This is a genomic window from Pseudarthrobacter sp. 10T415 (assembly GCF_056394175.1).
In genome coordinates this window covers 19,343-44,773 of record NZ_JBFTHJ010000016.1, presented here as the reverse complement: position 1 = coordinate 44,773, position 25,431 = coordinate 19,343, and the positions used below count along the sequence as shown (strand labels likewise).

At 66.0% G+C, this 25,431-nt stretch carries 25 protein-coding genes; 23 read left to right on the top strand and 2 right to left on the bottom strand.

Annotation, left to right across the window (positions count from 1 at the left end; all coding sequences use genetic code 11):
* Positions 1 to 67 precede the first annotated feature (67 nt).
* Positions 68 to 421 carry an Rv2175c family DNA-binding protein gene (locus tag AC1DBN_RS17325; protein ID WP_172829943.1) on the top strand — a complete coding sequence of 118 codons (354 nt, stop codon included), beginning with the start codon at positions 68 to 70 and terminating at the stop codon, positions 419 to 421.
* Positions 422 to 430: 9 nt separating this feature from the next.
* Here AC1DBN_RS17325 and AC1DBN_RS17320 read toward each other — a convergent pair whose 3' ends face one another.
* Positions 431 to 1,525: a polyprenyl synthetase family protein gene (locus tag AC1DBN_RS17320; protein ID WP_477723767.1), complete on the bottom strand. Its 1,095-nt coding sequence runs from the start codon at positions 1,523 to 1,525 to the stop codon at positions 431 to 433.
* Positions 1,522 to 2,052 carry a hypothetical protein gene (locus AC1DBN_RS17315; protein WP_477723766.1) on the bottom strand — a complete coding sequence of 177 codons (531 nt, stop codon included), beginning with the start codon at positions 2,050 to 2,052 and terminating at the stop codon, positions 1,522 to 1,524. Before AC1DBN_RS17315 ends, AC1DBN_RS17320 begins: the two co-directional genes overlap by 4 nt.
* Positions 2,053 to 2,192: 140 nt before the next feature.
* Between AC1DBN_RS17315 and dinB the strand changes: the two genes are divergently transcribed.
* The 22 genes from dinB (at position 2,193) to AC1DBN_RS17205 (ending at position 25,398) form a co-directional block, all read left to right on the top strand.
* Positions 2,193 to 3,353, top strand: a complete 1,161-nt coding sequence (gene dinB, locus AC1DBN_RS17310) for a DNA polymerase IV (protein WP_091719474.1) — start codon at positions 2,193 to 2,195, stop codon at positions 3,351 to 3,353.
* A gap of 271 nt (positions 3,354 to 3,624) precedes the next feature.
* Positions 3,625 to 3,999 (top strand): DUF3040 domain-containing protein, encoded by a 375-nt coding sequence (locus AC1DBN_RS17305; protein WP_091719476.1) that lies wholly within the window; start codon positions 3,625 to 3,627, stop codon positions 3,997 to 3,999.
* Positions 4,000 to 4,343: 344 nt separating this feature from the next.
* Entirely contained in the window at positions 4,344 to 4,772 is a 429-nt protein-coding gene (gene mraZ, locus AC1DBN_RS17300; RefSeq protein ID WP_009358613.1) for a division/cell wall cluster transcriptional repressor MraZ, read from the top strand.
* Positions 4,773 to 4,953: 181 nt separating this feature from the next.
* Positions 4,954 to 5,946 (top strand): 16S rRNA (cytosine(1402)-N(4))-methyltransferase RsmH, encoded by a 993-nt coding sequence (rsmH, locus tag AC1DBN_RS17295; protein WP_477723765.1) that lies wholly within the window; start codon positions 4,954 to 4,956, stop codon positions 5,944 to 5,946.
* Positions 5,943 to 6,587 (top strand): cell division protein FtsL, encoded by a 645-nt coding sequence (gene ftsL / locus AC1DBN_RS17290; protein WP_314216326.1) that lies wholly within the window; start codon positions 5,943 to 5,945, stop codon positions 6,585 to 6,587. The genes rsmH and ftsL overlap by 4 nt, the downstream gene beginning before the upstream one ends.
* Before the next feature lie 44 nt (positions 6,588 to 6,631).
* The gene (locus tag AC1DBN_RS17285) at positions 6,632 to 8,434 is read left to right on the top strand and encodes a peptidoglycan D,D-transpeptidase FtsI family protein (protein WP_091719482.1); all 1,803 of its coding nucleotides are present in this window, start codon (positions 6,632 to 6,634) and stop codon (positions 8,432 to 8,434) included.
* A gap of 79 nt (positions 8,435 to 8,513) precedes the next feature.
* Positions 8,514 to 10,151: a UDP-N-acetylmuramoyl-L-alanyl-D-glutamate--2,6-diaminopimelate ligase gene (locus tag AC1DBN_RS17280; RefSeq protein ID WP_314216325.1), complete on the top strand. Its 1,638-nt coding sequence runs from the start codon at positions 8,514 to 8,516 to the stop codon at positions 10,149 to 10,151.
* Between the two features lie 6 nt (positions 10,152 to 10,157).
* Complete coding sequence (locus AC1DBN_RS17275; RefSeq protein WP_314216324.1) at positions 10,158 to 11,624, top strand: UDP-N-acetylmuramoyl-tripeptide--D-alanyl-D-alanine ligase; 1,467 nt, start codon at positions 10,158 to 10,160, stop codon at positions 11,622 to 11,624.
* Complete coding sequence (gene mraY, locus AC1DBN_RS17270; RefSeq protein WP_056077552.1) at positions 11,621 to 12,730, top strand: phospho-N-acetylmuramoyl-pentapeptide-transferase; 1,110 nt, start codon at positions 11,621 to 11,623, stop codon at positions 12,728 to 12,730. Before AC1DBN_RS17275 ends, mraY begins: the two co-directional genes overlap by 4 nt.
* On the top strand, positions 12,712 to 14,289 hold the full coding sequence (gene murD, locus AC1DBN_RS17265) for a UDP-N-acetylmuramoyl-L-alanine--D-glutamate ligase (RefSeq protein ID WP_314216322.1): 1,578 nt from the start codon (positions 12,712 to 12,714) through the stop codon (positions 14,287 to 14,289). Before mraY ends, murD begins: the two co-directional genes overlap by 19 nt.
* A 2-nt stretch (positions 14,290 to 14,291) precedes the next feature.
* Entirely contained in the window at positions 14,292 to 15,635 is a 1,344-nt protein-coding gene (ftsW, locus tag AC1DBN_RS17260) for a putative lipid II flippase FtsW (protein ID WP_314216321.1), read from the top strand.
* Positions 15,636 to 15,641: 6 nt separating this feature from the next.
* On the top strand, positions 15,642 to 16,742 hold the full coding sequence (murG, locus tag AC1DBN_RS17255) for an undecaprenyldiphospho-muramoylpentapeptide beta-N-acetylglucosaminyltransferase (protein WP_314216320.1): 1,101 nt from the start codon (positions 15,642 to 15,644) through the stop codon (positions 16,740 to 16,742).
* On the top strand, positions 16,739 to 18,133 hold the full coding sequence (murC, locus tag AC1DBN_RS17250; protein WP_314216318.1) for a UDP-N-acetylmuramate--L-alanine ligase: 1,395 nt from the start codon (positions 16,739 to 16,741) through the stop codon (positions 18,131 to 18,133). Before murG ends, murC begins: the two co-directional genes overlap by 4 nt.
* Entirely contained in the window at positions 18,126 to 19,061 is a 936-nt protein-coding gene (locus AC1DBN_RS17245; protein ID WP_477723764.1) for a cell division protein FtsQ/DivIB, read from the top strand. The genes murC and AC1DBN_RS17245 overlap by 8 nt, the downstream gene beginning before the upstream one ends.
* A gap of 186 nt (positions 19,062 to 19,247) precedes the next feature.
* Positions 19,248 to 20,495, top strand: coding sequence for a cell division protein FtsZ (gene ftsZ / locus AC1DBN_RS17240; protein WP_314216314.1), 1,248 nt, complete (start codon positions 19,248 to 19,250; stop codon positions 20,493 to 20,495).
* Positions 20,496 to 20,503: 8 nt separating this feature from the next.
* The gene (locus AC1DBN_RS17235; RefSeq protein ID WP_314216312.1) at positions 20,504 to 21,193 is read left to right on the top strand and encodes a purine nucleoside phosphorylase YfiH/LACC1 family protein; all 690 of its coding nucleotides are present in this window, start codon (positions 20,504 to 20,506) and stop codon (positions 21,191 to 21,193) included.
* On the top strand, positions 21,186 to 21,923 hold the full coding sequence (locus AC1DBN_RS17230) for a YggS family pyridoxal phosphate-dependent enzyme (RefSeq protein ID WP_314216309.1): 738 nt from the start codon (positions 21,186 to 21,188) through the stop codon (positions 21,921 to 21,923). Before AC1DBN_RS17235 ends, AC1DBN_RS17230 begins: the two co-directional genes overlap by 8 nt.
* 88 nt (positions 21,924 to 22,011) lie before the next feature.
* Complete coding sequence (locus AC1DBN_RS17225; protein WP_314216307.1) at positions 22,012 to 22,542, top strand: cell division protein SepF; 531 nt, start codon at positions 22,012 to 22,014, stop codon at positions 22,540 to 22,542.
* Positions 22,543 to 22,664: 122 nt separating this feature from the next.
* On the top strand, positions 22,665 to 22,952 hold the full coding sequence (locus AC1DBN_RS17220) for a YggT family protein (protein WP_056077522.1): 288 nt from the start codon (positions 22,665 to 22,667) through the stop codon (positions 22,950 to 22,952).
* A gap of 176 nt (positions 22,953 to 23,128) precedes the next feature.
* Positions 23,129 to 23,815 carry a DivIVA domain-containing protein gene (locus tag AC1DBN_RS17215; protein ID WP_015936787.1) on the top strand — a complete coding sequence of 229 codons (687 nt, stop codon included), beginning with the start codon at positions 23,129 to 23,131 and terminating at the stop codon, positions 23,813 to 23,815.
* Between the two features lie 91 nt (positions 23,816 to 23,906).
* Positions 23,907 to 24,479 carry a signal peptidase II gene (lspA, locus tag AC1DBN_RS17210; RefSeq protein WP_477723763.1) on the top strand — a complete coding sequence of 191 codons (573 nt, stop codon included), beginning with the start codon at positions 23,907 to 23,909 and terminating at the stop codon, positions 24,477 to 24,479.
* On the top strand, positions 24,472 to 25,398 hold the full coding sequence (locus AC1DBN_RS17205) for an RluA family pseudouridine synthase (RefSeq protein ID WP_314216302.1): 927 nt from the start codon (positions 24,472 to 24,474) through the stop codon (positions 25,396 to 25,398). The genes lspA and AC1DBN_RS17205 overlap by 8 nt, the downstream gene beginning before the upstream one ends.
* Positions 25,399 to 25,431: the final 33 nt, after the last annotated feature.

Here is a 25,431-nt window from a genome sequence, read left to right as displayed (position 1 = left end):
CAGGCCGGGAGTATTGGGCCGATGCATCGACTAGGCGCCGGGCCGCGCACCGTGGCAACCTTGATCCGTGAGTAACGTAGAAAACCTCGTGGGCGAATGGTTGCCCCTCCCCGATGTCGCCCAATTGCTGAATGTTTCCATTACCAGGGTCCATGGCCTGATTGATGAGCGCGCCCTCGTGGCTGCGCGTGTGGGCGAACGGAAGATCCGCTCGGTACCGGCAGAATTCCTCCAGGACGGCCAGGTGGTGGACAGCCTTAAAGGCACCATTGTTGTCTTGGCCGACGCCGGCTATTCCGACGAAGACCTGATCATATGGCTGTTCACTCCGGACGAGTCGCTTCGCGGCCGGCCCATTGACGCCTTGCGTGAGGGACGAAAGACCGAGATCCGGCGCCGGGCGCAGACCCTGGCCTGGTAAGTGCTGTCCTCAGGAGGCCCGGCTGACAGTAGCCTCGGCCAGCCTCCTGAGTGCGGTCTTGGGCAGCTCATCCAGCTGGAGCGCCTCCAGGGCCTCGTAGGCCGCATTGCCGTATTCCCCAATCAGCACTTCGGTGGCCTGCAGCGCTCCTGAGTCTTCGATGATCCGGCGGATTTCCTGGACGTCCCCGTCATCCAGCTGCGGGCTCCCCAGCCTGGAGTCGATGAAGGCGGACTCCGCCGGCGAAGCCTGGTCCAGGGCCAGCGCCACCAGCACGGTGCGCTTGCCTTCACGCAAGTCATCTCCGGCCGGTTTGCCCGTGGTGAGGGGGTCCCCGAAAACTCCCAGGACGTCGTCGCGAAGCTGGAATGCCTCACCCAAGGGAAGGGCGAAGGCTGAATAGCCGCGCAGCAGGTCGTTGGTGGCGCCGGCCAGGGCGCCGCCCAGGGCCAGGGGGTGCTCCGTGGAGTACTTGGCGCTCTTGAACCTGATGATCGACTGCGCCCGGCTGACGGCGCCCGCGCGGTCGCGGACCGGGCCGGCCACCTCTTCCAGGATATCCAGGTACTGCCCCGCCATGACTTCGGCCCTCATAAGGTTGAAGATCAACCGTGCCCGGCTTCCCGACGCCGCCCGTTCGCCGATATCCGTGAATGCCTCTTCACTGAAGGAAAGGCACAGGTCGCCGGCGAGGATGGCTGCTGCCTGCCCGAACCGCCCGCTGTCCAGGGCCCAGCCCTGGGCCTCGTGCAGTTGGCTGAACCTGCGGTGGACGCTGGGGCCGCCACGGCGGGTATCCGAGCGGTCAATGATGTCGTCATGGATCAGGGCGGCGGCCTGGAAGAGTTCGAGGGCGGCTCCTGCCGTCACCACCTCAGCGGCGCCGGGGTCTCCACCCGCCCCGCGCCAGCCCCAGTAGCACATCAGGGCGCGCAGCCGCTTGCCGCCGGTGACGAGGTTCGAGATTGAACCCATGATGGGATCGATGTCCGGGGAGATGCCGGACATGATCCCCTGGCGGGACGTGAGGAAGCCCGTCAATTCCCCGGCCACCGAGGCCACAAAGTCGGCCTGTTCGTTCCTTAACTGCTCGGCGCCAGTCACTTGGCGGACTCAGCAGCCACGTTGGCACCGATGGTGAAGGTTGCCACTCCGGATGCCTCAACCACCGAAAGGTTGACGGTCTCGCTGTCACCGCGGACAAAGTCCTTGGAGGCCACGGCCCCCACGGAGTCCCCGGGCACCGCCTTGAAACCCTGCGCTTCCAGCGCCTTCGTGTAGAAGTCGACGACGGCGGACGTGGGTCCGGTGACAGTCGCCACCAGCGCGGCGGTTGCGGGCGCGGACGACTTGTCAAAGCTGCTGGATACGACAGTCGCGTTCGGCATCAGTGGGAGGAGCTGCTGCGGGAAGCCGTCAACAAGCGCCCCCACAGTTGCCGAAGTGCTGGGGGAGGCGCTGGGGCTGGCCGACGCAGTAGTGGTTGCATGTGCTGTCGCGGGCACAGTGGCGGGGGAGGACGGTGACGGCTGTGCCGGTGACGGGGTCGGGCTGCAGGCTGCCAGGGCCAGTGCCGCGCCTGCGGCAAGAACGGCCAGGCCAGCCGGTTTGAAGTTTCCAATGACCGTCACAGGGACTTTCCTCCTGGTGTTGATGCCGGATTCAGCCTCCAGTTTAGTCAGTACCTACGGATAGGATTGCAGCCGTGGGGCCCGACGCTAGAAACCAACCAGCCGCAGCACGCCTTCCGGGCGGCAGGCGCAAGTGCATCATGCACGTGGACATGGACGCCTTCTTCGTCTCGGTCGAACTCCGGACACGCCCCGAACTTCGCGGCAAGCCAGTGATCGTCGGCTTTCCGGGGGAGCGCTCAGTGGTCCTGTCCGGCTCCTATGAGGCGCGCGCCTTTGGCGTTAAATCAGCCATGCCCATGGCCGTCGCTGCCAGGATGTGCCCGCAGGCCGTCATCATCGAACCGCGGCACAAGCTGTACTACGAAGTCTCGGCGCAGCTGATGGCCATATTCGAATCCGTGACTGAACTGGTGGAGCCGCTCAGCGTAGATGAAGCCTTCCTTGACGTCACCGGAGCAATTCGCAGGCTGGGGCCCCCGAGGGACATAGGTGAACTCATTCGGCGCCGGGTCGCCTCGGAGCTCGGCATCACGGCATCTGTGGGCATCGCCGAATCGAAGTTCGTGGCGAAGATCGCCTCCACCCGCTGTAAACCGGACGGCCTGCTGCTCATCGGCCCCGATCAAACCGTGCCGTACCTGCACAGCCTGCCGGTGGGGGCGCTGTGGGGTGTCGGGGCAAAGACAGCTGAAGTCCTGGCACGGATGGGAATCCGGACGGTGGCGGATGTGGCCGCCACTCCCGTTTCCACTCTCCGCCGGATGCTCGGCGCCGGCGGTGAGCACGTGCACCGGCTGTCCTGGGGTATCGACCCCAGGGCGGTTACGCCCGTGCGGCTGGAAAAGAGCATCGGAGCGGAAGAGACTTTTGCCGTTGACACATCCGATGACGCCCTCCTCCACCGCGAACTCCTTCGGCTGTCCCACCGCACGGCCGGACGCCTGCGAAGCTCCGGCATGGTGGCGAGGACCGTGGCCTTGAAACTGCGCTTTGCGGACTTTTCCACCATCACCCGCAGCCGCACCCTGCAGGCTCCCGTGGACAGTGCACAGCTGATCTATGCGGTGGCGGTCCAGTTGCTGGAGTCAGTCGGGCCCCGTGCCATGTCCGTCCGGCTGGTGGGAGTGCGTGCCGAGCAGCTGGAGGACACGGCAACAACCTCAGTGCAGCTAACCATCGACCGGCGGGATGAGAATTGGCGCGCCGCGGAACAGGTCCTGGACGAGGTCACCCGAAAATTCGGTTCCAAATCGGTGCTTCCTGCCCGCCTCATGGAACCCGGAAGCGGTGCGGGTTAAAACGGACCAAAAGACGGCCGTCCCCGTGTTTCGGAAGAAATCGCCGTCTTTCAGAACGGACCGCAACAAACTATCCTTAGAGATACATAGTTTTTGAGTGATTGGACTACTGCCGGACCGTTTTGGACATGCTTCCGCTCCGGCGGCTTTGCGCCCGGTTCAACTTCCTGCCCAGGCGGGAAGATGGGAACCGAACAGGTGCACCAGCCGTTAAGGGTGCAGGAGTAATTTCTGGGACCAGCCCGGACGTTGGCCTACGAAGGAGGTCGTGATGCCGCTGTCGGAGCACGAACAAAAGCTGCTTGAGCAGTTGGAGAAGCAGCTTCACGAGGACGACCCGAAGTTTGCGAACTCCATGGGGTCGGACCCCGGGCGTTCGTGGTCAACCAGGCATGTGGTGATCGGCGTCCTTGGTGCCTTGGCAGGCGTGTTCCTGCTGCTGGTTGGCGTCACGCTGCAGAGCATCTTCGTCGGTGTCCTTGGCTTTATCGTCATGGGTGGCGGCGTGTATTTTGCGACGATGCGCAGTTCTTCGGCAGCCAAGGATGGCGCCAAGGGCAGTACCGGCAAGCCGGGCAAACCGCGGAGTTCCTTCATGAGCAACCTCGAGGAGCGTTGGGACGAACGCCGGCGCGGTGAGCCCTAGGTCCTGCCGGTAACCGGGCCCCACCCGGAGCCTCCACTTCGCTCCCCGGCAGGGGAGCCAACAACAGAAAGACCCGCTGCGGCGGGTCTTTTCCTTTAACGCTGTTTGCTGCCAATTCAGGCAGTTGCCCGGTTCCCTGATTCCCGCTATGCCCTGGAAAACCACTCCACTTCCCACCACCGGTTGAAAATGGCGCCATTCCGCGGCCGGTATCCCAATTTCCTGGCCCACCACACCCCATTTTGCGTTGACTGTGGGGGAAAGTGGAGTAATGTGGAGGGCATAAGAGGGTGGTTGCAACATAGGGGATGTGCATTTCCTGATATCGGACAGGCGGTGGGCCAGTGTTTCTGGGCACTCACTCGCCGCGCCTGGACGAGAAGGGACGGATCATTCTCCCTGCGAAGTTCCGTGAGGAGCTTGCAAGCGGGCTGGTGCTCACAAGGGGCCAGGAACGTTGCATCTACGTCTTCAGTGAGAAGGAATTTGCGCGGGTCCACGAGCAGATGCGGGAGGCACCAATCTCCTCCAAGCAGGCACGTGACTATATCCGTGTCTTTCTCTCTGGGGCCTCTGACGAGGTACCTGACAAGCAGGGGCGCGTGACAATTCCTCCCGCGCTCCGGGAGTACGCAGGACTCGGAAGGGAACTGGCCGTCATTGGCGCAGGCTCCCGTGCCGAGATCTGGGACGCCCAAGCCTGGAATGAATACCTCGCGGAGAAGGAAACAGCCTTCTCTGAAACGGACGATCCCATTCCGGGCATTCTCTGAATCCCGGAGCGGTAAGCAGGAGTTTCACGCAGGAAGTTTCCTGGATGAGATCTCCAGCCGGCCGATCGGCCAGCCAACCTGACTCACTTCCCCGGAGCCAGGCAGGCGGGACGGTAGGTGCGGATGGGGATCTGATCCCGGAAGCGGAACCAGCGACCACAACGGCGAGAAGGGACGAGGCATGAACGAACAACCGAAGCCAACGTCCGAACGCCATGTGCCGGTCCTTCGGGACCGGTGCATCAATTTGTTGGCCCCAGGATTCGATGCCGCACGGCAGCAGGGCAACGCCCCGATCGTCATCGACGCCACGCTGGGGATGGGCGGGCACTCCGAAGCCATGCTCCAGCGTTTCCCGGACCTCCACCTGATCGGCATTGACCGTGACGAGGAAGCGCTCGCCCTTGCGGGGGAGCGGCTTGCGCCATTCAGCGCACGGACGGACCTGGTCCACGCCGTTTACGACGAAATCCCCGAAGTCCTCGCGGACCTTGGCGTCACCGAAATCTCCGGTATCCTGATGGACCTTGGGGTCTCGTCGCTCCAGCTCGACGAGCGGGAGCGCGGCTTCGCCTACTCCTTCGACGCTCCCCTGGACATGCGGATGGACACCAGCCGCGGCCAGACCGCTGCGGACGTCGTCAACACGTACAGCGAGGACGAGCTGGTCCGGATCATCCGGAAGTGGGGCGAGGAGAAGTTCGCGGGCCGCATCGCGAACCGGATCGTCGCTGCACGTGGCGAGAAGCCATTCACCACCACCGGAGAGCTGGTGGAGCAGATCCGTTCGGTCGTCCCTGCCGGAGCAGCCAAGTCCGGTGGGCATCCGGCCAAGCGGACCTTTCAGGCGTTGCGAATCGAAGTCAACGAGGAGCTCGACGTCCTGGAGCGCGCCGTCCCGGCCGCCGTGGAGGCGCTGGCAATGGGGGGACGAATCGTGGTCATGTCCTACCACTCCCTGGAGGACAAGATCGTCAAGGGCGTCCTCCAGGGCCGCTCCAAGTCTTCCGCCCCGCTCGGGTTCCCGGTGGAACTGGAAGAGCATAAACCCGAACTCAAAATCCTGACCAAGGGCACCGAGGTGCCCACCGCCGTCGAAATCGCCGAGAACCCCCGTGCCGCCTCAGCCAGGCTCCGCGCGGCGGAACGAATCAGAGCCAGGAGAGCTGCATGAGCACCGCTGCCGTCAAGAACTTTCCCGCCGCTCCCGGCAATCCGGCGCAGCGCGAGGAACGGAAGAGCCGTACCCCGCTGTCCGTGGTGCGCAGCATGCCCCGCAAGAGGCGTGCTCCTTTCGTCGTGCTCTGCTTCGCGATGCTTGCAGTAGCCCTGGTGGCAGTCCTGGTCCTGAATATCTCGGTATCCACTGCGCAGTACCAGCTGGTGGAACTGCGCGGCAAGCAGAGCACGCTGACCAAGCAGAACCAGGACCTCACCCAGCAGGTGCAGAACTTCGAGGCCCCGCAGAATCTTGCGGCCAAGGCCAAGGACCTGGGAATGGTGGCTTCAACCGTCAAGGGCCAAATCGACCTCTCCACCCTTTCCGTCACCGGCAAGGCGACGCCGGCTGTTAAGGGTGCCACCGAAGGTGCCGTCATTCCGGCCCCCGCCGTCCCGGGGCAGCTGATCGTGGTGCCGCCGGCTTCAACGGGTGAACCTCTGGCAAGCCGCAAGCCGGCAGCAGAAACCCCGTCCGCCGCCGCGGCTCCCGCCGCTGGGGCGCCCGCAGCGGCAGCACCGGCCCGCCAGGCCTCCGCGGCCGAGCTCAACGGCGGCACAGTTCCCGCACCGCAGCAAAAGGTGCCCGGACAGTAACAGCGGTACTGGCAGGCACGAGGGACGAACAGCAAGGAAGATCAGTGGCGCAGAGGACCGGTAAGGCAGTGAACGGCAAAGCGCCCAACCCCACCAAACGGTTGCGCCTGGGCCTGGGCATCATGCTTTCCCTCCTGCTGGTGGTTGGCGGAAAGCTGTTCCTGGTCCAGGGCCTGGACGTCGGTGGCATGGCTGAGGCTGCCCTCAACAAGCGAATGACCGAAACGGTCCTGCCTGCGGAGCGCGGCAGCATCCTGGACGCCAACGGCACGGTCCTGGCCAACAGTGTGATCCGCTACAACGTGGTGGTGGACCAGCAGCTCAATACCAAGACCGAGACCTACCGGCGCCTGGATAATGTCGACGGCAAGGAAAAGCTCGTCGAAGTCAGCCGGGACCAGGGCCTCACCGAGCTGGCAGCGGTCCTGGGCATGGACAAGGACGCCATCGTCAAAGCCGTTACCGGTGAATCGCGCTACTACATCGTGGCCAAGGACGTGAAACCGGACGTCGAGGACCGCATTTCCAAACTCCAGGTGCCCGGCATCGTGACCGAAGGCGTCAGCAAGCGTGTCTACCCCAATGGCTCCGTAGCGGGCGGCATCATCGGCTTCCTGCAGGAGGGCGGCAGCGGACAGGCCGGCATCGAACAGACGCAGGACGACCTCCTGAAGGGGTCGGATGGCAAGCGCCTGTTCGAAATCGGGGCGGACGGCCTCCGGATCCCGGTGGGCGTGGACGAGTTGACCGCACCGCAGGACGGCAAGAACGTCAAGCTCACCATCAACTCCGACCTCCAGTACTTTGCGCAGCAGGCCATCCAAAGCCAGGCGGACAAGCTCAGCGCCGAATGGGGCGTCATCATTGTGATGGACGTCAAGACCGGCAACCTGGTGGCCATGGCGGACACCAACTCCCCGGATCCGAACAACCCTGGCCTGGTGGCGGCCAAGGACCGCGGCGTCCGAGCCGTTACCGCAGCCTACGAGCCGGGTTCCGTGGAGAAGATGCTGACCGCAGCGGCCCTGATCGAGGAAGGCAAAGCCAACCCGCTCAGCGAATACACGCTGCCCCCCTCGTATACGGTCAACGGCCAGACGTTTACCGATTCCTTCTCGCACGGCACCGAGAAGCGCACCCTGGCGGGCATCCTCGGCTACTCCATGAACACGGGCACCGTGATGGCCGGCCAGGCCCTGAGCAAGGAACAGCGCCACGACTGGTTGCAGAAGTTCGGCATTGGCCAGGCACCGGACATCGGGCTCCCCGCTACCGCCTCCGGAATTCTCACCCCCGCAGACCAGTGGGACGGACGGCAGGAATTCACCGTTCTCTTCGGGCAGGGCGTGTCCCAGTCCACCCTCCAGACCGTGCGGGCATTCCAGTCGGTGGCCAACAACGGGGTGATGCTCCAGCCGCGCCTGATCGACTCGTATGTTTCCGCCGACGGAACCGAGGAAAAGGTGCCGGCAGCACCCCCTACCCAGGTTGTCTCTGACAGCACCGCCCAGCAGGTCCAGGACATCCTGGAAAGCGCCGTTACCGAGGGCCAGATCAAGGATGCCTCCATTGACGGCTACCGGGTGGGTGCCAAAACCGGCACCTCGGAATCGCCCTGCGACGACGGCAAGTCCGGTTTCTGCGGCTACACCGCCTCCATGGTGGGCATGGCGCCGATGGATGATCCGCGGTTTATTGTTGAGGTGGTACTCCAGCGGCCCAAGGGCAGCATCTACGGAATTACCAACGGGCCGGTCTTCCGGTCGGTCATGAGCCAGGCACTGCGGACCTACAACGTCCAGCCGTCCACCGGCGAACCGGCCAGGCTGCCCCAGTTCGCCAAGTAGCACCCCGGCGCCACCACGCTGCAGCAGCGCCCGCTGCGGCCACAGCCGGGCACGGTCCACTAGCACCATCGGAGATTCCTTGTCAGAGTTCACGCCGTCCCACAGCAGCGCCCTTCCGGCCGCTCCTGCCAGCAAAGCCAGGTTCCGGCCCACCGCCGTCGAACCGGTCCGTCTGGAGAGCATCGGCGCCGCCGTAGGCGTCGCAGTTCCCGGACATGCAGCAGACGTCACGGTCACGGGAATCACCCTGAACTCCCGGGCCGTCGAAGCCGGCGACCTGTACGTAGCCCTCCCCGGCGCGTCCCGCCACGGCGCGGACTTCGTGGCACAGGCCGTGAAAGCCGGGGCGGTAGCCGTCCTGACCGACGACGCCGGCGCGCGCCTGCTGGCGTTGGGCAACGACACCCCGGTGGCGGTCCTCGTGGTGGACAAACCCCGCAACGTGGTGGGCCCGCTGTCCGCGGCCATCTACGGCAGCACCGATGGCGCCGACGAGGACTTCACGCTGTTCGGCGTGACCGGCACCAACGGCAAGACCACCACCACGTACTTCATCAACTCCCTGCTGCGCGCCCTCGGCACCCGGTCCGGCCTGATCGGGACCATCGAGATCCTCGCCGGCACGGAGCCCATTCCAAGCCTGCTGACTACCCCCGAGTCCACTGAAGTGCACGGGCTGCTGGCACTTATGCGCGAACGGGGACTGGGCGCGGCAGCCATGGAGGTTTCCTCGCACGCCATTTCGTACCAGCGCGTGGACGGCGTGCTGTTTGACGTGGCCGGATTCACCAACCTGACGCAGGACCACCTGGACCTGCACGGCACCATGGATGACTATTTCGCCACCAAGGCCGACCTCTTCACGCCGGCGCGCGCCCGCAGGGCAGTAGTCACGGTCGACGACGAGTGGGGCCGCCGCCTGGCCGGCACCGCCGGCATTCCGGTCACCACGCTCAGCACGGACGGGCGGGCAGCCGCGGACTGGGCCGTGGCCGCCACCGAACCCCGGGGCCTCGGCACCGCTTTCACGCTCAAAGGTCCCGACGGCGCCGAACTTCGCCTGCACACGGGACTGCCCGGCAGCTTCAACGTCGCCAACGCCGCCCTGGCGGCGGTCATGGTCCTCACCGGCGGGGTGGACACCGCTGTGCTCCAGGACGCCCTGGACACGGCCGACCCATTCACCGTTGCAGTCCCCGGACGCATGCAACTCGTCGCCGAGCAGCCCGCCGCCGTCGTCGATTTCGCCCACAACACTGATGCGCTGGCCCGTGCCCTCGAAGCCGTCCGCCCGCCGGCTCCGGGCTCACGGCTGATCGTCGTCTTCGGTGCCACCGGCCAGCGCGACCAGGGCAAACGCCCCGCGATGGGCGCGGTGGCTGCCCGCCTCGCGGACACCGTCATTATCACTGACGACGACCCCCACGACGAGGACGCAGCCGCCATCCGCGCCGACGTCCTGGCGGGTGCAGAAGACGCGCGCAGCAGCGAATCGCTGCCCTGCGAGATCCTGGAGGTCTTCCCCCGGGATGAGGCCATCCGGCGCGCAGTAGAGCTCGCAGGCCCGCTGGACAGCATCCTTGTGGCCGGCCGTGGCCATGAAGTCTGGCAGGAAGTCAAAGGCGTCAATCTGGCCCTTGACGACCGCGTGGAACTGCGCACCGCCTTGACAGCCAGGGGATTCAACGTTCTCCAAGACGACCGGATAGAGTCCTAGACCGAGATGATTGCTTTTACTGCGGCCGAAATTGCCGACATCACCAAGGGGCGCCTGGACGCCGATCCCGGAATTACGCCTACATCGGTAGTGACGGACTCCCGCGAAGCCACACCGGGTTCGCTGTACGTCGCCAAGCCCGGAGAACACGCAGACGGGCACGACTTCATCGCCGCAGCGTTCGAATCCGGTGCCGTCCTGGCGCTCGTGGAGCGCCCGGCGGCCAGGCCTGACGGCAGTTCCTACCCATCGGTACTGGTGGATGACGCCGTCCTCGCCATGGGTGCATTGGCCGCGGAGTCCGTACGGCGCATCCGTGCCGCCCGCGCCGCGGCCGGCCAGGAACTCACCGTCGTCGGCATCACCGGCTCAGCCGGCAAGACCACCACCAAGGACCTGCTGGCGGGGCTGTTTGCCTCCCAGGGGGCAACGGTGGCACCGAAAGGCTCCTACAACGGCGAGGTGGGCGTCCCTCTGACCGTCTTCCTGGCGGACGAGGGCACGCGCTATCTCGTGATCGAAATGGGCGCGACGGGGATCGGCCACATCCGGTACCTCGCGGACATGGTGAAGCCGGACATCGGAGTAGTTCTCGCGGTCGGAACCGCCCACGCCGGCGAATTCGGGGGAGTGGCGAACATCGCCCTCGCCAAGGGGGAGATGGTCGAAGGCCTCTCCGCCGGCGGGACCGCGATCATCAACCTCGACGACGACAGGGTGGCCGCCATGCGCGGCCGCACCACGGCCACCGTGCTCGGCTTCAGCGCCGAAGGACGCGACGGAGCCGCCGTGCAGGCCCTCGGCGCCGACACCAACGAACAAGGCAACCCGGAATTCGATCTCCAGCTGCCCGGCGGCGACGGCCCGCACCATGTGGCCAGCAAGCTCATCGGGTCGCACCACACCGGCAACCTGCTGGCCGCGGCGGCTGCGGCCTTCGCCGCCGGCATGGCCGGCGCAGACATCGCCGCCGGCTTGAGTAACCAAAGTGCGGCAAGCCGCTGGCGGATGGAACGCACCGAACGTGCGGACGGCGTCACGGTGATCAACGATGCCTACAACGCCAATCCCGAATCCATGCGGGCGGCGTTGCGCACGCTCGCCGATCTTGGGCGCGGCAGGCGGACCTGGGCGGTGCTTGGGGCGATGCTTGAACTCGGCGACGACTCCATCCGGGAGCACACCGCCGTGGGCACGCAGGTGGTCCGGCTCAACATCTCCAGGCTGGTGGTGGTGGGCCGGGAAGCGCGGGCCCTCTATGTCTCAGCCGTCCAGGAAGGCTCCTGGGGTGACGAATGCCTGTTCGCAGAAACCCCTGACGAGGCCTACGAGCTCCTCAGTACCGGGCTCGAGCCGGGCGATCTGGTCCTCTTCAAGTCCTCCAACAGCGTGGGCCTGCGCCATCTGGGCGATCGGATAGCATTACCCCCACAAACCCCCCTGAACGCCGATGAAAGGAGCACACAGCTGTGATTGCACTTTTGATCGGCGCCGGGCTGGCCCTGCTCTGCGCCCTCGTCGGAACCCCGCTGTTCATCAGGCTGCTGGTCCGCCGCGGCTACGGCCAGTTCATCCGCGATGACGGACCCACGTCCCACCACACCAAGCGCGGAACGCCCACCATGGGCGGCACCGTGGTGGTGGCCGCCGTACTGCTCAGCTACGGGCTCACGCACCTCATCATGTTCCTGATGAACCCGGATTCCCCGGGGCCGTCCGCCTCCGCCCTGATCCTGCTGTTCCTCATGGTGGGCATGGGCCTCGTCGGGTTCCTCGACGACTTCATCAAAATCTCGCGACAGCGAAGCCTGGGCCTGGACGCCAAGGCGAAACTGATCCTGCAGGCCGCCGTCGGCGTCATCTTCGCCGTACTGGCACTGAACTTTCCGGACGAATCCGGGCTTGCGCCCGCCTCCACCAAGATCTCGCTGGTCCGTGACCTGCCGTGGCTCGACCTCGCCTTCGGCGGAACCGTCCTCGGGGCGATCCTCTTTGTGGTCTGGTCCAACCTGATCGTCACCGCCGCCACCAACGGCGTCAACCTCACTGACGGCCTTGACGGGCTGGCGGCCGGCGCCTCCGTCATGGTCTTCGGCGCCTACACCCTAATGGGGATCTGGCAGAGCAACCAGGCCTGCGGTTCGCCGCGGGAAGCCGGCAGCGGCTGCTACTCCGTCCGCGACCCCCTGGACCTCGCCCTGCTGGCGGCCATCATGAGCGCAGCCCTGGTGGGCTTCCTCTGGTGGAACACTTCGCCGGCCAAGATCTTCATGGGCGACACCGGTTCCCTGGCGATCGGCGGTGCCATCGCCGGGTTCGCGATCCTCTCGCGCACCGAACTGCTGCTGGGCATCATTGGCGGACTCTTCGTCCTCATCACCCTCTCCGTCATCATCCAGGTGGGCTACTTCAAGGCCACCGGCGGCAAACGTGTCTTCAAGATGGCTCCCCTGCAGCACCACTTCGAACTCAAGGGCTGGGCAGAAGTCACCGTGGTGGTCAGGTTCTGGATCCTCGGCGGCCTCTTCGTCGCCGTTGGGCTGGGTATCTTCTACGCTGAATGGGTTGTGCTGCTGTGACCGTTTCCCCCCGCCTGGAAAATCTCGTTACCTGGGACTCAGACTGGTCCGGGCTGCGCGTGGCAGTCACCGGCATCGGTGTCTCCGGCTTTGCCGCCGCGGACACCCTGATCGAACTGGGCGCCCGGGTAGTGGTGGTCGACGCCGCCACCAGCGACACCGCCAAGGCTTCGGCCGACACCCTGAAAATCGTCGGCGCCGCCGATGTCCTTCTCGGCGAAGAAGCTGTTACCCGCATTCCACGGATCGACGGTGAACTGCCGGAACTGATCGTCACCTCGCCGGGGTGGCGTCCGGACCAGGCCCTGCTGGCAGCAGCGGCCCGCGCACACATCCCGGTCTGGGGCGACGTCGAACTTGCCTGGCGGGTCCGCCGGCGCGAGGGACGCAAGACCGCCGACTGGCTCGCCATCACCGGCACCAACGGCAAGACAACCACTGTGGGCCTCACCGAATCCATGCTGCGGGCCGCAGGGCTGAAGGCCATCGCGGTGGGCAACGTAGGCAAGCCCATCCTTGACGCCATCCGGGAACCCGTCGAATACGACGTCTTCGCCGTCGAACTCTCCAGCTTCCAGCTGCACTGGGCGGAATCCCTGTCGCCGCTGGCCAGCGTTTGCCTCAACGTTGCCGAAGACCACGTGGACTGGCACGGCTCCTACGACTCCTACCTGGCGGACAAGGCCAAGGTCTACGAACAGACCCAAAAGGCCTGCATCTACAACGCCGAGCAGTTCGAAACCGAACGCATGGTGGAGAACGCCGACGTCGTGGAAGGGTGCCGCGCCATCGGCTTCACCACCGTCACTCCCGCGGTCAGCATGCTGGGAGTTGTGGAGGGCCTCCTGGTGGACCGCGCCTTCATCGAAGAGCGGCGGGACAGCGCCGCGGAGCTCGCCGCCATGGCCGACCTCGGTCCGATCGCTCCCCGGCACATGGTGGCCAACGCGCTTGCCGCCGCCGGACTGGTCCGCGCCTACGGAGTCGACGCCGCAGCCGTCCGCCAGGGGATCCGGGACTACGTTCCCGGCGACCACCGCATCCAGCCGGTAGCCCGCCACGAAGGCGTGCTGTGGGTCAACGATTCCAAGGCCACCAACCCCCACGCTGCCGCAGCCTCACTGGCGGCTTTCTCCAACGTCGTCTGGATTGCCGGCGGCCTCTCCAAGGGCGTCACCTACGACGACCTGGTCCGCGAGCAGGCGCACCGCCTCAAGGCCGTGGTGCTGATCGGAACCGACTCCTCCGAGCTTGCCGGTGCCCTCCAGCGACACGCGCCGGATGTCCCCGTGATCGCGGCGGCCCCGGGTGACACTGAAGAGATGCAGACTGCTGCAGCGGAAGGTGCCACCGGTACCCGTTCCCCCCTTGCCGGGGAACAGGTCATGTCCCTGGCCGTTGCGACAGCAGCCCAGCTGGCCGGCTCCGGCGATACTGTGCTGATGGCTCCGGCAGCTGCTTCCATGGATCAGTTCTCTTCCTACGCACACCGCGGCAACACATTCATCGAAGCTGTCCGCGGGCTGGTGGAAGGGCAGGCCAAGACCGGCGAGGAGTAAAAATGGTCAGCACGCCCACGCGCCGGCAACCAGCCGGGCGGCCAGGCCGTCCGGCCGGCACCGGCTCCACAGCTACGAAGGCGCAGCGCCCGGCACCTGTTACGGTCCGGCTCAAAAAGGCCTACCGCAGTTTCTGGTCAGCCCTCGAGGGCAACGGAACGTCCCGTAACGGCTCCACGTATTACCTCATCCTCGGCTCCACCCTGGCGCTGACGGCGATCGGGATCATGATGGTCCTGTCGGCCTCCAGCGTAGAGTCCATTGCCGCAGGAAAATCGCCCTATGGTGACGCCCTGAAGCAGGGCATGTTCGCGGGCATCGGCATCTTCACCATGTTCGTCCTGTCCCGGATCAACGTGGTCTGGCTCAAGCGCCTCGCCTGGCCCGCAATTATCGCCGCCATGGTCCTGCTGGCCCTGGTGCAGGTGGTGGGCGCGGAAGTCAACGGCAACAAGAACTGGATCGACCTCGGCGGCATCACCTTCCAGCCCTCCGAGGCGTCAAAGCTCGCCCTGGCACTCTGGATGGCCACAGTGCTGGCCATGAAGGCCAAACTGCTGCGGCGCTGGCAGCACGTCTTTGTCCCGGCCATCCCGGTGGCCGTCATCGTCATCGGCCTGGTGCTGATCGGCAACGACCTCGGCACTGCCATGATCATCATGATGATCGCCGCCGCGGCGCTGTTCTTCGCGGGCGTACCCCTGTACTTCTTCGGCATCGCCGGGCTGCTGGGCGCCGCCGGCGCGGCAGTCATGGCCATCACCAGCTCCAACCGCATGTGCCGCATCACCTCCTGGTGGACGGGCGAATCCTGTGCCGACGGCATCGACGCCAACTACCAGGCCACCAACGGTCTCTACGGGCTGGCTTCGGGCGGCTGGTTCGGCGTGGGGCTGGGACAAAGCCGGCAGAAGTACAGCTGGATCCCCGAAGCCCACAACGACTTCATCTTCGCCATCATCGGCGAGGAACTGGGCCTGGTGGGCACCGTCGTCGTACTCATCCTTTTCGCGATCCTCGGCGCGGCCATCTACCGCGTGGTGGTGGCCCAGGAAGACACCTTCCACCGCGTCCTGGCGGGCACCATCATGGTGTGGCTCCTGGGCCAGGCCACCGTGAACATGTCCGTGGTGACCGGCCTTATGCCCGTGATCGGCGTACCCCTGCCCTTCATCTCCTATGGCGGCTCCGCGCTGCTGATGTCCCTCTGCGCCATTGGCGTGGTGCTTTCCCTGGCCAGGGAACAGATGGCGCCTGCCATCCGTCCCAAACGGATGCTGAAGTTCAAGGCCACGGGGCGGGAGAAAGCCCCCCGGAACAAGAAGACTGCTAGAAAGCGTGCCTGATCCCACATGAACCCGAAGAACCCATCCATCGTCCTGGCCGGCGGCGGCACAGCCGGCCATATCAGTCCCCTCCTTGCCATCGCCGCGGCCGTGAAGACCGCTTCGCCGGGCGCCGGCATCCTTGCGGTCGGCACACCGTCCGGGATGGAAACCCGCCTTGTGCCGGCGGCAGGGGTTGAACTGGCGACGATCGACCGGGTCCCGTTCCCGCGCAAACCGTCGGCCGACCTGTTGCGGCTTCCTGCCAGGCTCGCCGGCGCAGTCCGCCAGGCCGGCGACATCCTGGACCGGGCTGGCGCCGACGTGCTGGTGGGTGTGGGCGGCTACGTATGCACGCCGATGTACCTCGCGGCCCGGAAGCGGCGGATCCCCATCGTCCTCCACGAGGCGAACGCCCGCCCCGGGCTTGCCAACAGGGTGGGCGCACGCATGACTTCGCGGGTGGCCGTCGCTTTCGAAGGGACGCCGCTGCGGCACGCGGTGCATGTCGGCATGCCCATGCGGACAGAAATCTCGGGCCTGGACCGGAACGCTGCGCGGACCGCCGCCCGGGAGGCCCTCGGACTTGATCCGCAGCAGCCCACCCTCATCGTCACCGGCGGATCCTCCGGTGCCCAAAGCATCAACCGCACCATCGCAGCGTCCGTGGGGCAGCTGGCTGCCGCGGGGATCCAAACCCTGCACATCACCGGGCGCGGCAAGTCGGTCCTGGACGGAGCCGGCCAGCCGCTGGCCGCGCCGGGCTACCGCCAGGTGGAATACGTGGACGGGATGGAACTCGTCTACTCTGCGGCAGACGTGCTGCTGGCCCGCTCCGGCGCTGCGACCGTCTGCGAGGTGGCCGCTGTTGGCGTGCCGGCCGTCCTGGTGCCGTTGCCGATCGGGAACGGGGAACAGGCCCTGAACGCCGCCGGCCTGGTGGCCGCCGGCGGCGCCCTGCTGGTCCAGGACCGCGACTTTACCGACGAATGGCTGGCCAAGGAGCTCGTCCCGCTGGTCACCGATAAGGCACGGCTGGCCACCATGGAAGCCAACTCCTACAGGCTGGGTGTCCGTGACGCCGACCGGCGGATGGCTGCCCTCATCCTGGAAGCGGTGTCCGCATGAGCAACCATGACCTTTCCGGCAGCGAATCCCAGGGCTCCCTGGCATCCCTGGGCCGGGTCCACTTCATCGGGGTGGGCGGAGTCGGCATGTCCGCCGTCGCCAGGATCATGGTGGCGCGCGGCGTCCCCGTCAGCGGATCCGATGCCAAGGACCTTCCCGTCATGCGCGACCTCGCAGCAAAGGGTGCCAGGATCGCCGTCGGTTACGGGCCAGGCAACCTGGGCGATGCCCAGACCGTTGTGGCGGGGTCGGCGATCAGGGCGGACAACCCCGAGCTGGCCGCGGCCCGGCAGGCCGGGCTGCCCGTGCTGCACCGCTCCGAAGCGCTGGCGGCCACGATGGGGGAGGACACGGTGGTGACCATTGCCGGCACCCACGGCAAGTCCACCACCACGTCCATGGTCACGGTTTTGCTCCAGGGCGCCGGTCTGGACCCATCTTTTGCCATCGGCGCCAACGTCCCTTCCCTGGGGGTTAATGCCGCGCACGGCACGTCAGGGATCTTTGTGGCGGAAGCCGACGAATCGGATGGTTCGTTCCTGAACTACCGGCCGCAGATCGCCGTGGTGACCAACGTCGAAGCCGACCACCTGGACCACTACGGCACAGCCGAAGCCGTATACGAGTCGTTCGACAAGTTCGCCGCCCTGCTGCCCGCCGGCGGACTCCTTGTGGCCTGCGCCGACGACCCCGGCGCACGGGCATTGGCCGAGCGCACCCGCCAGGCGGGCAACACTCGCGTCCTGCTGTATGGCACCGCCGGCGACGCCGACCTGAAGCTTCACGACGACGGCCCCGGCAGGGTTGCGGTATCCACCGCGGAAGGGCGGTTCGACCTCGCGCTGCAGGTACCCGGCCGGCACAATGCGCTGAACGCGGCGGCCGCGTTCGCCGTGGCACTTGAACTTGGGGTTGCACCCGGCGCTGCCGCGTCAGCACTGGCCTCCTTCTCCGGCGCGTCCCGACGGTTCGAACTGAAGGGCGAAGCCCGCGGCGTGCGGGTGTTCGACGACTACGCCCACCATCCCACCGAGGTCCGCGCTGCCCTGACCGCCGCGCGCTCAGTCGCGGGGGAGCACAAGGTGCACGTGCTGTTCCAGCCGCACCTGTTCTCCCGCACCCGGGAATTTGCCCGCGAGTTCGCCGAGGCTTTGGAGTTGGCGGATACCGCGCTGGTCCTGGACATCTACCCTGCCCGCGAGGACCCCATCCCCGGCGTCACCAGCAAGCTCATTGCCGACCATATGGCCGGCCGGGGACGCCTGGTGAGCGCAGAAGAGGCCGTGGCCGCCGTCGCGGACGCGGCCGCGGACGGGGACATCGTGCTGACCGCCGGCGCCGGCGACGTGACCGGATACGGTCCGCGGATCGTGGAGGCCCTGGGTGGCTAGCACGCGCCGTCCCACCTACACCCCGACCGGCCGTAAAGGCCCGGTAACCGGCGGGCGGAGCCAGACGGATCCCGCAGGCTCCCCGGATGCGGACGAGGTGATTTCGGCGTCGCGGAACGTACCGGTCCAGACGTCGGAGAAGGCCGCCGCCCGCACCAGCGGGACAGGCGGCAGGAAAGCGCCCGCAGCTGATTCCGGCCCGGCCGCCAACGTCCTCGCCTTCCCTGAACCCAGGGGAAAGCGGCGCAGGCGGAGGTTGCTTCTGGTGCTGTGCACTGTGTGTGCACTGGTGGCTGCCCTCCTGGCCGCTGCCGTGTACTCGCCGGTGCTTGCGCTGCGCACCATTACCGTGTCCGGCACGTCACTGCTGACGCCTGCCCAGGTTCAGGCGGCGCTCGAACCGCTGCAGGGGAAGCCCCTGCCGCAGATCGGCGACGACGACGTCAGCCGGCTCCTCGAGCCACTGGTCCAGGTCAAGTCCGTGTCTGCCGAGGCCAGGCCGCCCTCCGGGCTTGCTGTCACCGTGCACGAGCGGGTGCCCGTGGCTCTTGTCAAGCAGGGGGAGCAGTACCAGTTGGTGGACGTGGACGGCGTGCAGCTGGCCACCACCGCGGACCCGGCGTCCGTATCCCTGCCGCTGATCGACGGCGGCGCCGGTGCCATTGGACAGGACCTGTTCAAGGCCACCGCTGCTGTGCTGGGCGCCCTTCCCGCGGATGTCCTGGCGAAGTTGTCGAACGCTTCCGCCAAGTCCGTTGACGCGGTGGAGCTCAAGCTGGTTGATGGCCAGATCATCGTGTGGGGCAACGCCTCGGAGAAGGAACTCAAAGCCAAGGTGCTGGCTGCGCTGCTGAAGGTTCCGGCGGATCCGAAGAACCCCGTACAGGTCTACGACGTCAGCGTTCCGCGGCATCCGGTGACACGGTGAGCCGCTTTCTTTCCCGGTATTAATCCGACACGCGGACCCGGTTATTGAATGTGGGAACCAGAGGAAATACCGTCACAGACATGAGTTACTTGACATAACTATAACCTTCAACTCGAAGGTTAAGGTTACAGGCTTCAAGCTCACCATCAGTTTTTCGCAATAAGACACGAACAAGGGACACGTAACGTGGCAGCTCCGCAGAATTACTTGGCCGTCATCAAAGTCGTCGGCATCGGCGGCGGTGGCGTGAACGCAGTCAACCGCATGATCGAGGTCGGCCTCCGAGGTGTTGAATTCATCGCCATCAACACCGACGCCCAGGCACTGCTGATGAGCGACGCCGACGTCAAGCTCGATGTAGGCCGGGAACTGACCCGCGGCCTCGGCGCCGGCGCCAACCCGGAGGTGGGCAAGCAGGCCGCCGAGGACCACGCCGACGAAATCGAGGAAGTGCTGCGCGGAGCCGACATGGTCTTCGTGACCGCCGGCGAAGGCGGCGGAACCGGCACCGGCGGCGCGCCCGTCGTCGCCCGCATTGCGCGCTCCCTTGGCGCCCTGACCATTGGTGTCGTTACCCGTCCCTTCACATTCGAAGGCCGCCGCCGCGCGGGCTCCGCCGAATCCGGCATTGACGCGCTGCGCGACGAAGTGGACACCCTGATCGTGATCCCCAACGATCGCCTTCTTTCCATCAGCGATCGCAACGTCTCGGTCCTCGACGCCTTCCGCTCAGCCGACCAGGTGCTGCTGTCCGGCGTCCAGGGCATCACCGACCTCATCACCACCCCGGGCCTGATCAACCTCGACTTCGCCGACGTCAAGTCGGTCATGCAGGGTGCCGGCTCCGCGCTCATGGGCATCGGCTCCGCCCGTGGCGAAGACCGCGCCGTGAAGGCCGCCGAGCTTGCCATCGCTTCGCCGCTGCTGGAGGCCTCCATCGACGGCGCCCACGGTGTGCTGCTGTCCATCCAGGGCGGCTCGGACCTCGGCCTGTTCGAGATCAACGAAGCCGCGCGCCTGGTCCAGGAAGTTGCCCACCCCGAAGCGAACATCATCTTCGGTGCCGTGATCGATGACGCCCTCGGCGACGAGGCGAGGGTCACCGTCATCGCAGCAGGCTTCGACGACGTCAAGGCCACATCGCCCTCCATGGACCAGTCCCAGCCGCAGGCGCAGGCTGCGCCGCAACGGCCCGCAGCACCTGCGCCGTCGCAGGCGCCGTCCGCCGGCAACAACCAGGGCGGCAGCTACCAGTCAAACGTCCAGCCGGTCCACGCAGGCGTCGGCGCGGCCGGCCTGAGCAACTGGGGCCAGCAGCGCCCCACTGCGGTACCCGCAGATTCCGGTTTCGACGTGGACCTGCCGTCCGTAGTGGAGCCGGACCTTACCGGCAACCACCAGGACGACCTGGATGTCCCCGACTTCCTGAAGTAGGCAGCGGCTTGTTCCACTGGCGGGCCGGCATCCTTCCGGGGGTGTCGGCCGCTTTTACGAACAGCGACGCCGGCAACCTGGCGCTCCACGTCGGAGACGATCCCGAAGCGGTTCGGCAACGCCGGGCACGGCTCGAACAGGAGATCGGCGTCAGCGCCGGCAGCCTCCGGTTCATGAACCAGGTCCATGGAACAGACGTGGTGCTGATGGATGCCGTCAGTCCCGCCCCCGAGGCGGACGCGATGGTGTCACGCGGCACTCCGCTGGCCGTGATGGTGGCAGACTGCATCCCCGTGATCCTGGCCGGTGTGTCAACCGATGGACCAGTCCTGGCCGTGGCCCACGCCGGCCGTCCCGGCCTTGCCAGCGGAGTCATCCCCGCGGCACTGGAGCGCATGGCCTCGTTGGGGGCCACCGGCATCCGGGCCTGGCTTGGACCCTCGATTTGCGGACGCTGCTACGAAGTCCCCGGTGCCATGCAGGAGGAAGTAGTTGCCGCAGTGCCTGCCACCCGGAGCACAACCTCCTGGGGCACTCCCGGCCTCGACCTGCCGGCCGGTGCGCGGAGCCAGCTGGAAAACGCCGGCGTGACTGTTGAATACAGCGGGCCCTGCACCCTCGAGACGCCGTCACTGTACTCCTATCGCCGGGACCGCCACACCGGCCGCTTTGCAGGCTTGGTGTGGTGCCATGAATGACCCCGCAACAGCTGGTGATCCCCGCCTCCGCGAACTTGCCGGGCGGCTGGAGGCCGTACGGGAGCGTATCGCGAGGGCAGTCGGGTCGGCCGGGCGCGAAGGCCAGCCGCCCAGGCTGATCGTGATCACCAAGTTCCATCCAGCAGATGACATCCGCCGCCTCGCCGCCCTGGGCGTCACCGACGTCGGCGAGAACAGGGACCAGGAGGCCGCGGCCAAGGCGGCCGAGCTGGCTGAGGCCGGCCTGGCCTGGCATTTCGTCGGCCAGCTGCAGACCAAGAAGGCAAAGTCCGTGGTGCGGTATGCAGCTGCTGTCCACTCGGTGGACCGGCCCCAGCTCGTTGATGCGCTTGCCAAAGCGGTGCTCAACGAACAGGACGCCACAGGGCGGGCGCCGCTGGACTGTTTCATCCAGGTCAGTCTTGAGGACGACGCCGGGGCGCACCGGGGCGGCGCGTTGCCCGCCGACGTTTCGGCGCTGGCCGATCGGATCGCCGTTGCGGAAGGGTTGCGCCTGGCCGGTGTCATGGCGGTGGCCCCGCTCGGTGCCGCGCCCGAACCGGCCTTCGAGAAGCTCGCCGGGGTCTCGGAACGGCTGGTGCAGGCCCACCCGGCGGCATCCGGCATTTCGGCCGGTATGAGCCAGGACCTCGAAGCTGCGATCAAATTTGGGGCGACACACCTGCGGATCGGTTCCGATATTCTCGGATCGCGTCCGGCCGTGCGGTAGCGTCGGGACTGTTGGAAGTTGGGCGGGGGACTCCAGTGCTGTCAAGTCATTGGGCGGCCCGCTTACGGGACACGATTAGGAGTCGACCATGGCCGGCGCTCTGCGCAAGACAATGATCTATCTTGGGCTCGCCGACGGCGATGAGCATTACGAGTCCGAGCAACTGAACACACGTAAGGATGAGGACGAAACAATGGAAGCAGACCGCGAGGAACGCCGTGCACCTGCACCCGTCCGCGAGGTCAGCCGTGAAATGTCCTACACCCCCGAAGAGGAATACCGCGCCCCAGTGACCCCCATCAAGCGTGCGGCCTCCAGCCGCGAAGAGACCTCAGGCCTCCGCCAGATCACCACTATCCATCCCCGCTCCTACAACGATGCCAAACTCATCGGTGAGAGCTTCCGGGACGGCATTCCGGTGATCATGAACGTCACCGACATGGGTGAGTCGGATGCCAAGCGGTTGGTGGACTTCTCCGCCGGGCTGGTGTTCGGCCTGCGCGGCAGCATCGAACGGGTCACCAACAAGGTGTTCCTCCTGTCGCCGTCCTACGTTGAGGTCATTGGCGACGACAAGAAGGCAAGCGACACCCAGGCCAGCTTCTTCAACCAGAGCTGACCCGCAAACGTTGAACGGATGCCAGGCAGGGACACCTGTCTGGCATCTGTGCTGAAATAGGAACAACACATCGGCGCCACCGCGGCATCGGCTTTCTTGAACATGGAGATATGGGTTAAGGCATGGGAATTGTTTTCGGACTTGTCTATCTCGCGCTCCTGCTGTTTTTTGTTGCCCTGATCATCCGCCTGGTATTCGACTGGGTGCAGATGTTCGCCCGGGAATGGCGGCCGCGCGGCGTTGCCCTGGTGGTGGCGCACGCTGTGTACTCCATCACGGACCCGCCCCTGAAAGTGCTCCGCCGGCTGATCCCGCCGCTGCGTTTGGGCGGCATCTCGCTGGACCTTGGATTCCTGATCCTCTTCATCGCGGTCAGCATTGCGATGGGAATCACCAGAAGCTTCGCCTGATTCAGAGATTTACACCCATGCAACGCAGGTCGGTGCCACCGGGACCGGCTAGTGTGAAGCAGGGAAACTCGAGTTTGACACTCCAGTGTTGAATTAGAGATAGCAGACCAAATTTAGGTACCGTAGTTTTGACGGCCGGAAGGCCTACTGACTAACCAGACCAGTGAGGTGACCAGATGGCTTTGACGCCAGAAGACGTTGTCAACAAGCGCTTTCAGCCGACCAAGTTCCGCGAGGGCTACGACCAGGACGAAGTTGATGACTTCCTGGACGAGATCGTCGTTGAACTTCGCCGCCTGAACCAGGAGAACGACGAGCTCCGCAAGAAGCTCGCTGAGGCTGGTTCCAGCGTTCCGGCAACCGCCGCTGCCGCCCCCGTGGTGGAGAAGGTTCCCGCGCCCGTCAAGGCTGACAAGGACGAAGCCCGCGAGAAGGCCGAAGCTGAGGCCAAGGCTGCCGAGGCGAAGAAGAAGGACGTCCAGCCGGCCGCTCCCGTCGCCGCAGCCCCCGCTGCTGCAGCGGCCTCCACGTCCACCCCCTCCGCTGAATCCGCTGCCGGCCTGCTGGCCATGGCGCAGCAGATGCACGATCGCCACGTCGCTGACGGCCAGTCGCAGAAGGACAAGATCATCGCCGAGGCGCAGATCGAAGCCAGCAGCCTCGTCAACGACGCCCAGGAAAAGTCCCGCAAGATCCTTGGCGCACTTGAGCAGCAGCGCTCCGTCCTGGAACGCAAGGTGGAGCAGCTCCGCGGCTTCGAGCGCGACTACCGCTCACGCCTGAAGGCCTACATCGAAGGCCAGCTGCGCGATCTGGATGCCCGCGGCTCCGTGGCGACGCCGGAAGTCAGCGAAGCCAACTAGCACGCACAGCACGTATTCTGAAAGCCGGTGGCTGAGGATTCCTCGGCCACCGGCTTTTGGCATTGACCCCGGTTTTACGAATGAAAGCACCATGACTGACGAACTTGCCGCCGGCGCTGCACGCCCTGTCCCGCCGTCACCCCGCCCACGACGCGGGGTGCTGCTGTCCTTCTTCGCCGGATTCGCAGTATTTGCCTACATCTTCGACCAGCTGACCAAGATGTGGGTGACGTCCTCCATGGTGGAGGGCGAACGCATCCCGGTCCTGCCGCCGCTCCTGCACTGGTACTTCATCCGAAACTCCGGCGCAGCCTTCTCCATCGGCGAGAACGTCACGTGGGTGTTTTCCATTATCATGGCCGCCGTCGCTGTCGCCATCCTCTTCCAGGTCCGGAAGCTGGGGTCTGTCTGGTGGGCCCTTGCGCTGGGCCTGCTGCTGGGCGGGGCGCTCGGCAACCTCACGGACCGGCTCTTCCGCGAACCCTCGTTCGGCATGGGCCATGTGGTGGACTTCATCCAGCTGCCCAACTTCGCCATCTTCAACATCGCCGATTCTGCGGTGGTCTCTGCCGTGGCCATCATCTGCATCCTGACTCTTCGCGGCATTTCCCTGGATGGAACCCGGGTGCATGCCGAGCGAAAGGGCACGGACGCTGATGCCTGAGCCGATCATCGTCACGGAGGAATACGGCGGCACCCGGGCAGATGCAGGGCTTGCAGCCATCATGGGCATTTCACGCTCAGCAGCCGCCGCCCTGATCGCGGAAGGGCACGTGCTCAGCCGGGGCAAAGCCCTTGGCAAGTCAGCGAAACTGGCGGCCGGCGACACGCTGGAGGTCACTATTCCGGAGCGGCGCGATCCGCTGGAAGTCGTGGAGGAAATTGTGGAAGGCCTGAAGATCCTGCTGGACGACGACGATTTCGTCGTCGTCGATAAACCGGTGGGGGTTGCGGCGCACCCTTCTCCGGGCTGGGTGGGGCCCACCGTGGTGGGTGGCCTGGCCGGTGCCGGCTACCGCATCTCCACGTCGGGTTCGCCGGAACGGGCCGGGATTGTCCACCGGCTCGACGTCGGGACGTCCGGCGTGATGGTGGTGGCCAAGTCCGAGAGGGCCTACACAGCCCTCAAGCGTGCGTTCAAGGAGCGCACGGTGGACAAGGTGTACCACGCCGTGGTCCAGGGCCTGCCGGATCCCCTGACCGGAACCATCGATGCCCCCATCGGCCGCCACCCGGGGCACGACTGGCGGTTTGCCGTGACGGAAGAGGGCCGGCCATCCGTGACCCACTATGAGGTGCTGGAAGCCTTTGGCAAGGCGTCCCTCGTGGAAGTGCACCTCGAGACCGGCCGCACGCACCAGATCCGCGTCCATTTCTCCGCACTCCGCCATCCCTGCGCGGGCGACCTCACCTACGGCGCGGATCCGCGCCTGGCTGCAACCCTTGGGCTCACGCGGCAGTGGCTCCATGCCCGGGAACTCGGCTTCGACCACCCTGTGACGGGTGAGCGGGTGCGCGTGACCAGCGACTATCCGCAGGACCTGGCCTTCGCCCTCGACGTGCTCGCCTCGGGACAGGCCTGAGCGGCATCTTCCTGGCAGGGCCGTAACCGGGCA

Coding starts and splice junctions, on each gene's coding strand:
- dinB (WP_091719474.1), top strand. CDS start 2,193: ATGCACGTGGACATGGACGCCTTCTTCGTCTCGGTCGAACTCCGGACA.
- AC1DBN_RS17305 (WP_091719476.1), top strand. CDS start 3,625: ATGCCGCTGTCGGAGCACGAACAAAAGCTGCTTGAGCAGTTGGAGAAG.
- rsmH (WP_477723765.1), top strand. CDS start 4,954: ATGAACGAACAACCGAAGCCAACGTCCGAACGCCATGTGCCGGTCCTT.
- ftsL (WP_314216326.1), top strand. CDS start 5,943: ATGAGCACCGCTGCCGTCAAGAACTTTCCCGCCGCTCCCGGCAATCCG.
- AC1DBN_RS17275 (WP_314216324.1), top strand. CDS start 10,158: ATGATTGCTTTTACTGCGGCCGAAATTGCCGACATCACCAAGGGGCGC.
- murD (WP_314216322.1), top strand. CDS start 12,712: ATGGGTTGTGCTGCTGTGACCGTTTCCCCCCGCCTGGAAAATCTCGTT.
- ftsW (WP_314216321.1), top strand. CDS start 14,292: ATGGTCAGCACGCCCACGCGCCGGCAACCAGCCGGGCGGCCAGGCCGT.
- murG (WP_314216320.1), top strand. CDS start 15,642: ATGAACCCGAAGAACCCATCCATCGTCCTGGCCGGCGGCGGCACAGCC.
- murC (WP_314216318.1), top strand. CDS start 16,739: ATGAGCAACCATGACCTTTCCGGCAGCGAATCCCAGGGCTCCCTGGCA.
- AC1DBN_RS17230 (WP_314216309.1), top strand. CDS start 21,186: ATGAATGACCCCGCAACAGCTGGTGATCCCCGCCTCCGCGAACTTGCC.
- AC1DBN_RS17225 (WP_314216307.1), top strand. CDS start 22,012: ATGGCCGGCGCTCTGCGCAAGACAATGATCTATCTTGGGCTCGCCGAC.
- AC1DBN_RS17220 (WP_056077522.1), top strand. CDS start 22,665: ATGGGAATTGTTTTCGGACTTGTCTATCTCGCGCTCCTGCTGTTTTTT.
- AC1DBN_RS17215 (WP_015936787.1), top strand. CDS start 23,129: ATGGCTTTGACGCCAGAAGACGTTGTCAACAAGCGCTTTCAGCCGACC.
- lspA (WP_477723763.1), top strand. CDS start 23,907: ATGACTGACGAACTTGCCGCCGGCGCTGCACGCCCTGTCCCGCCGTCA.
- AC1DBN_RS17205 (WP_314216302.1), top strand. CDS start 24,472: ATGCCTGAGCCGATCATCGTCACGGAGGAATACGGCGGCACCCGGGCA.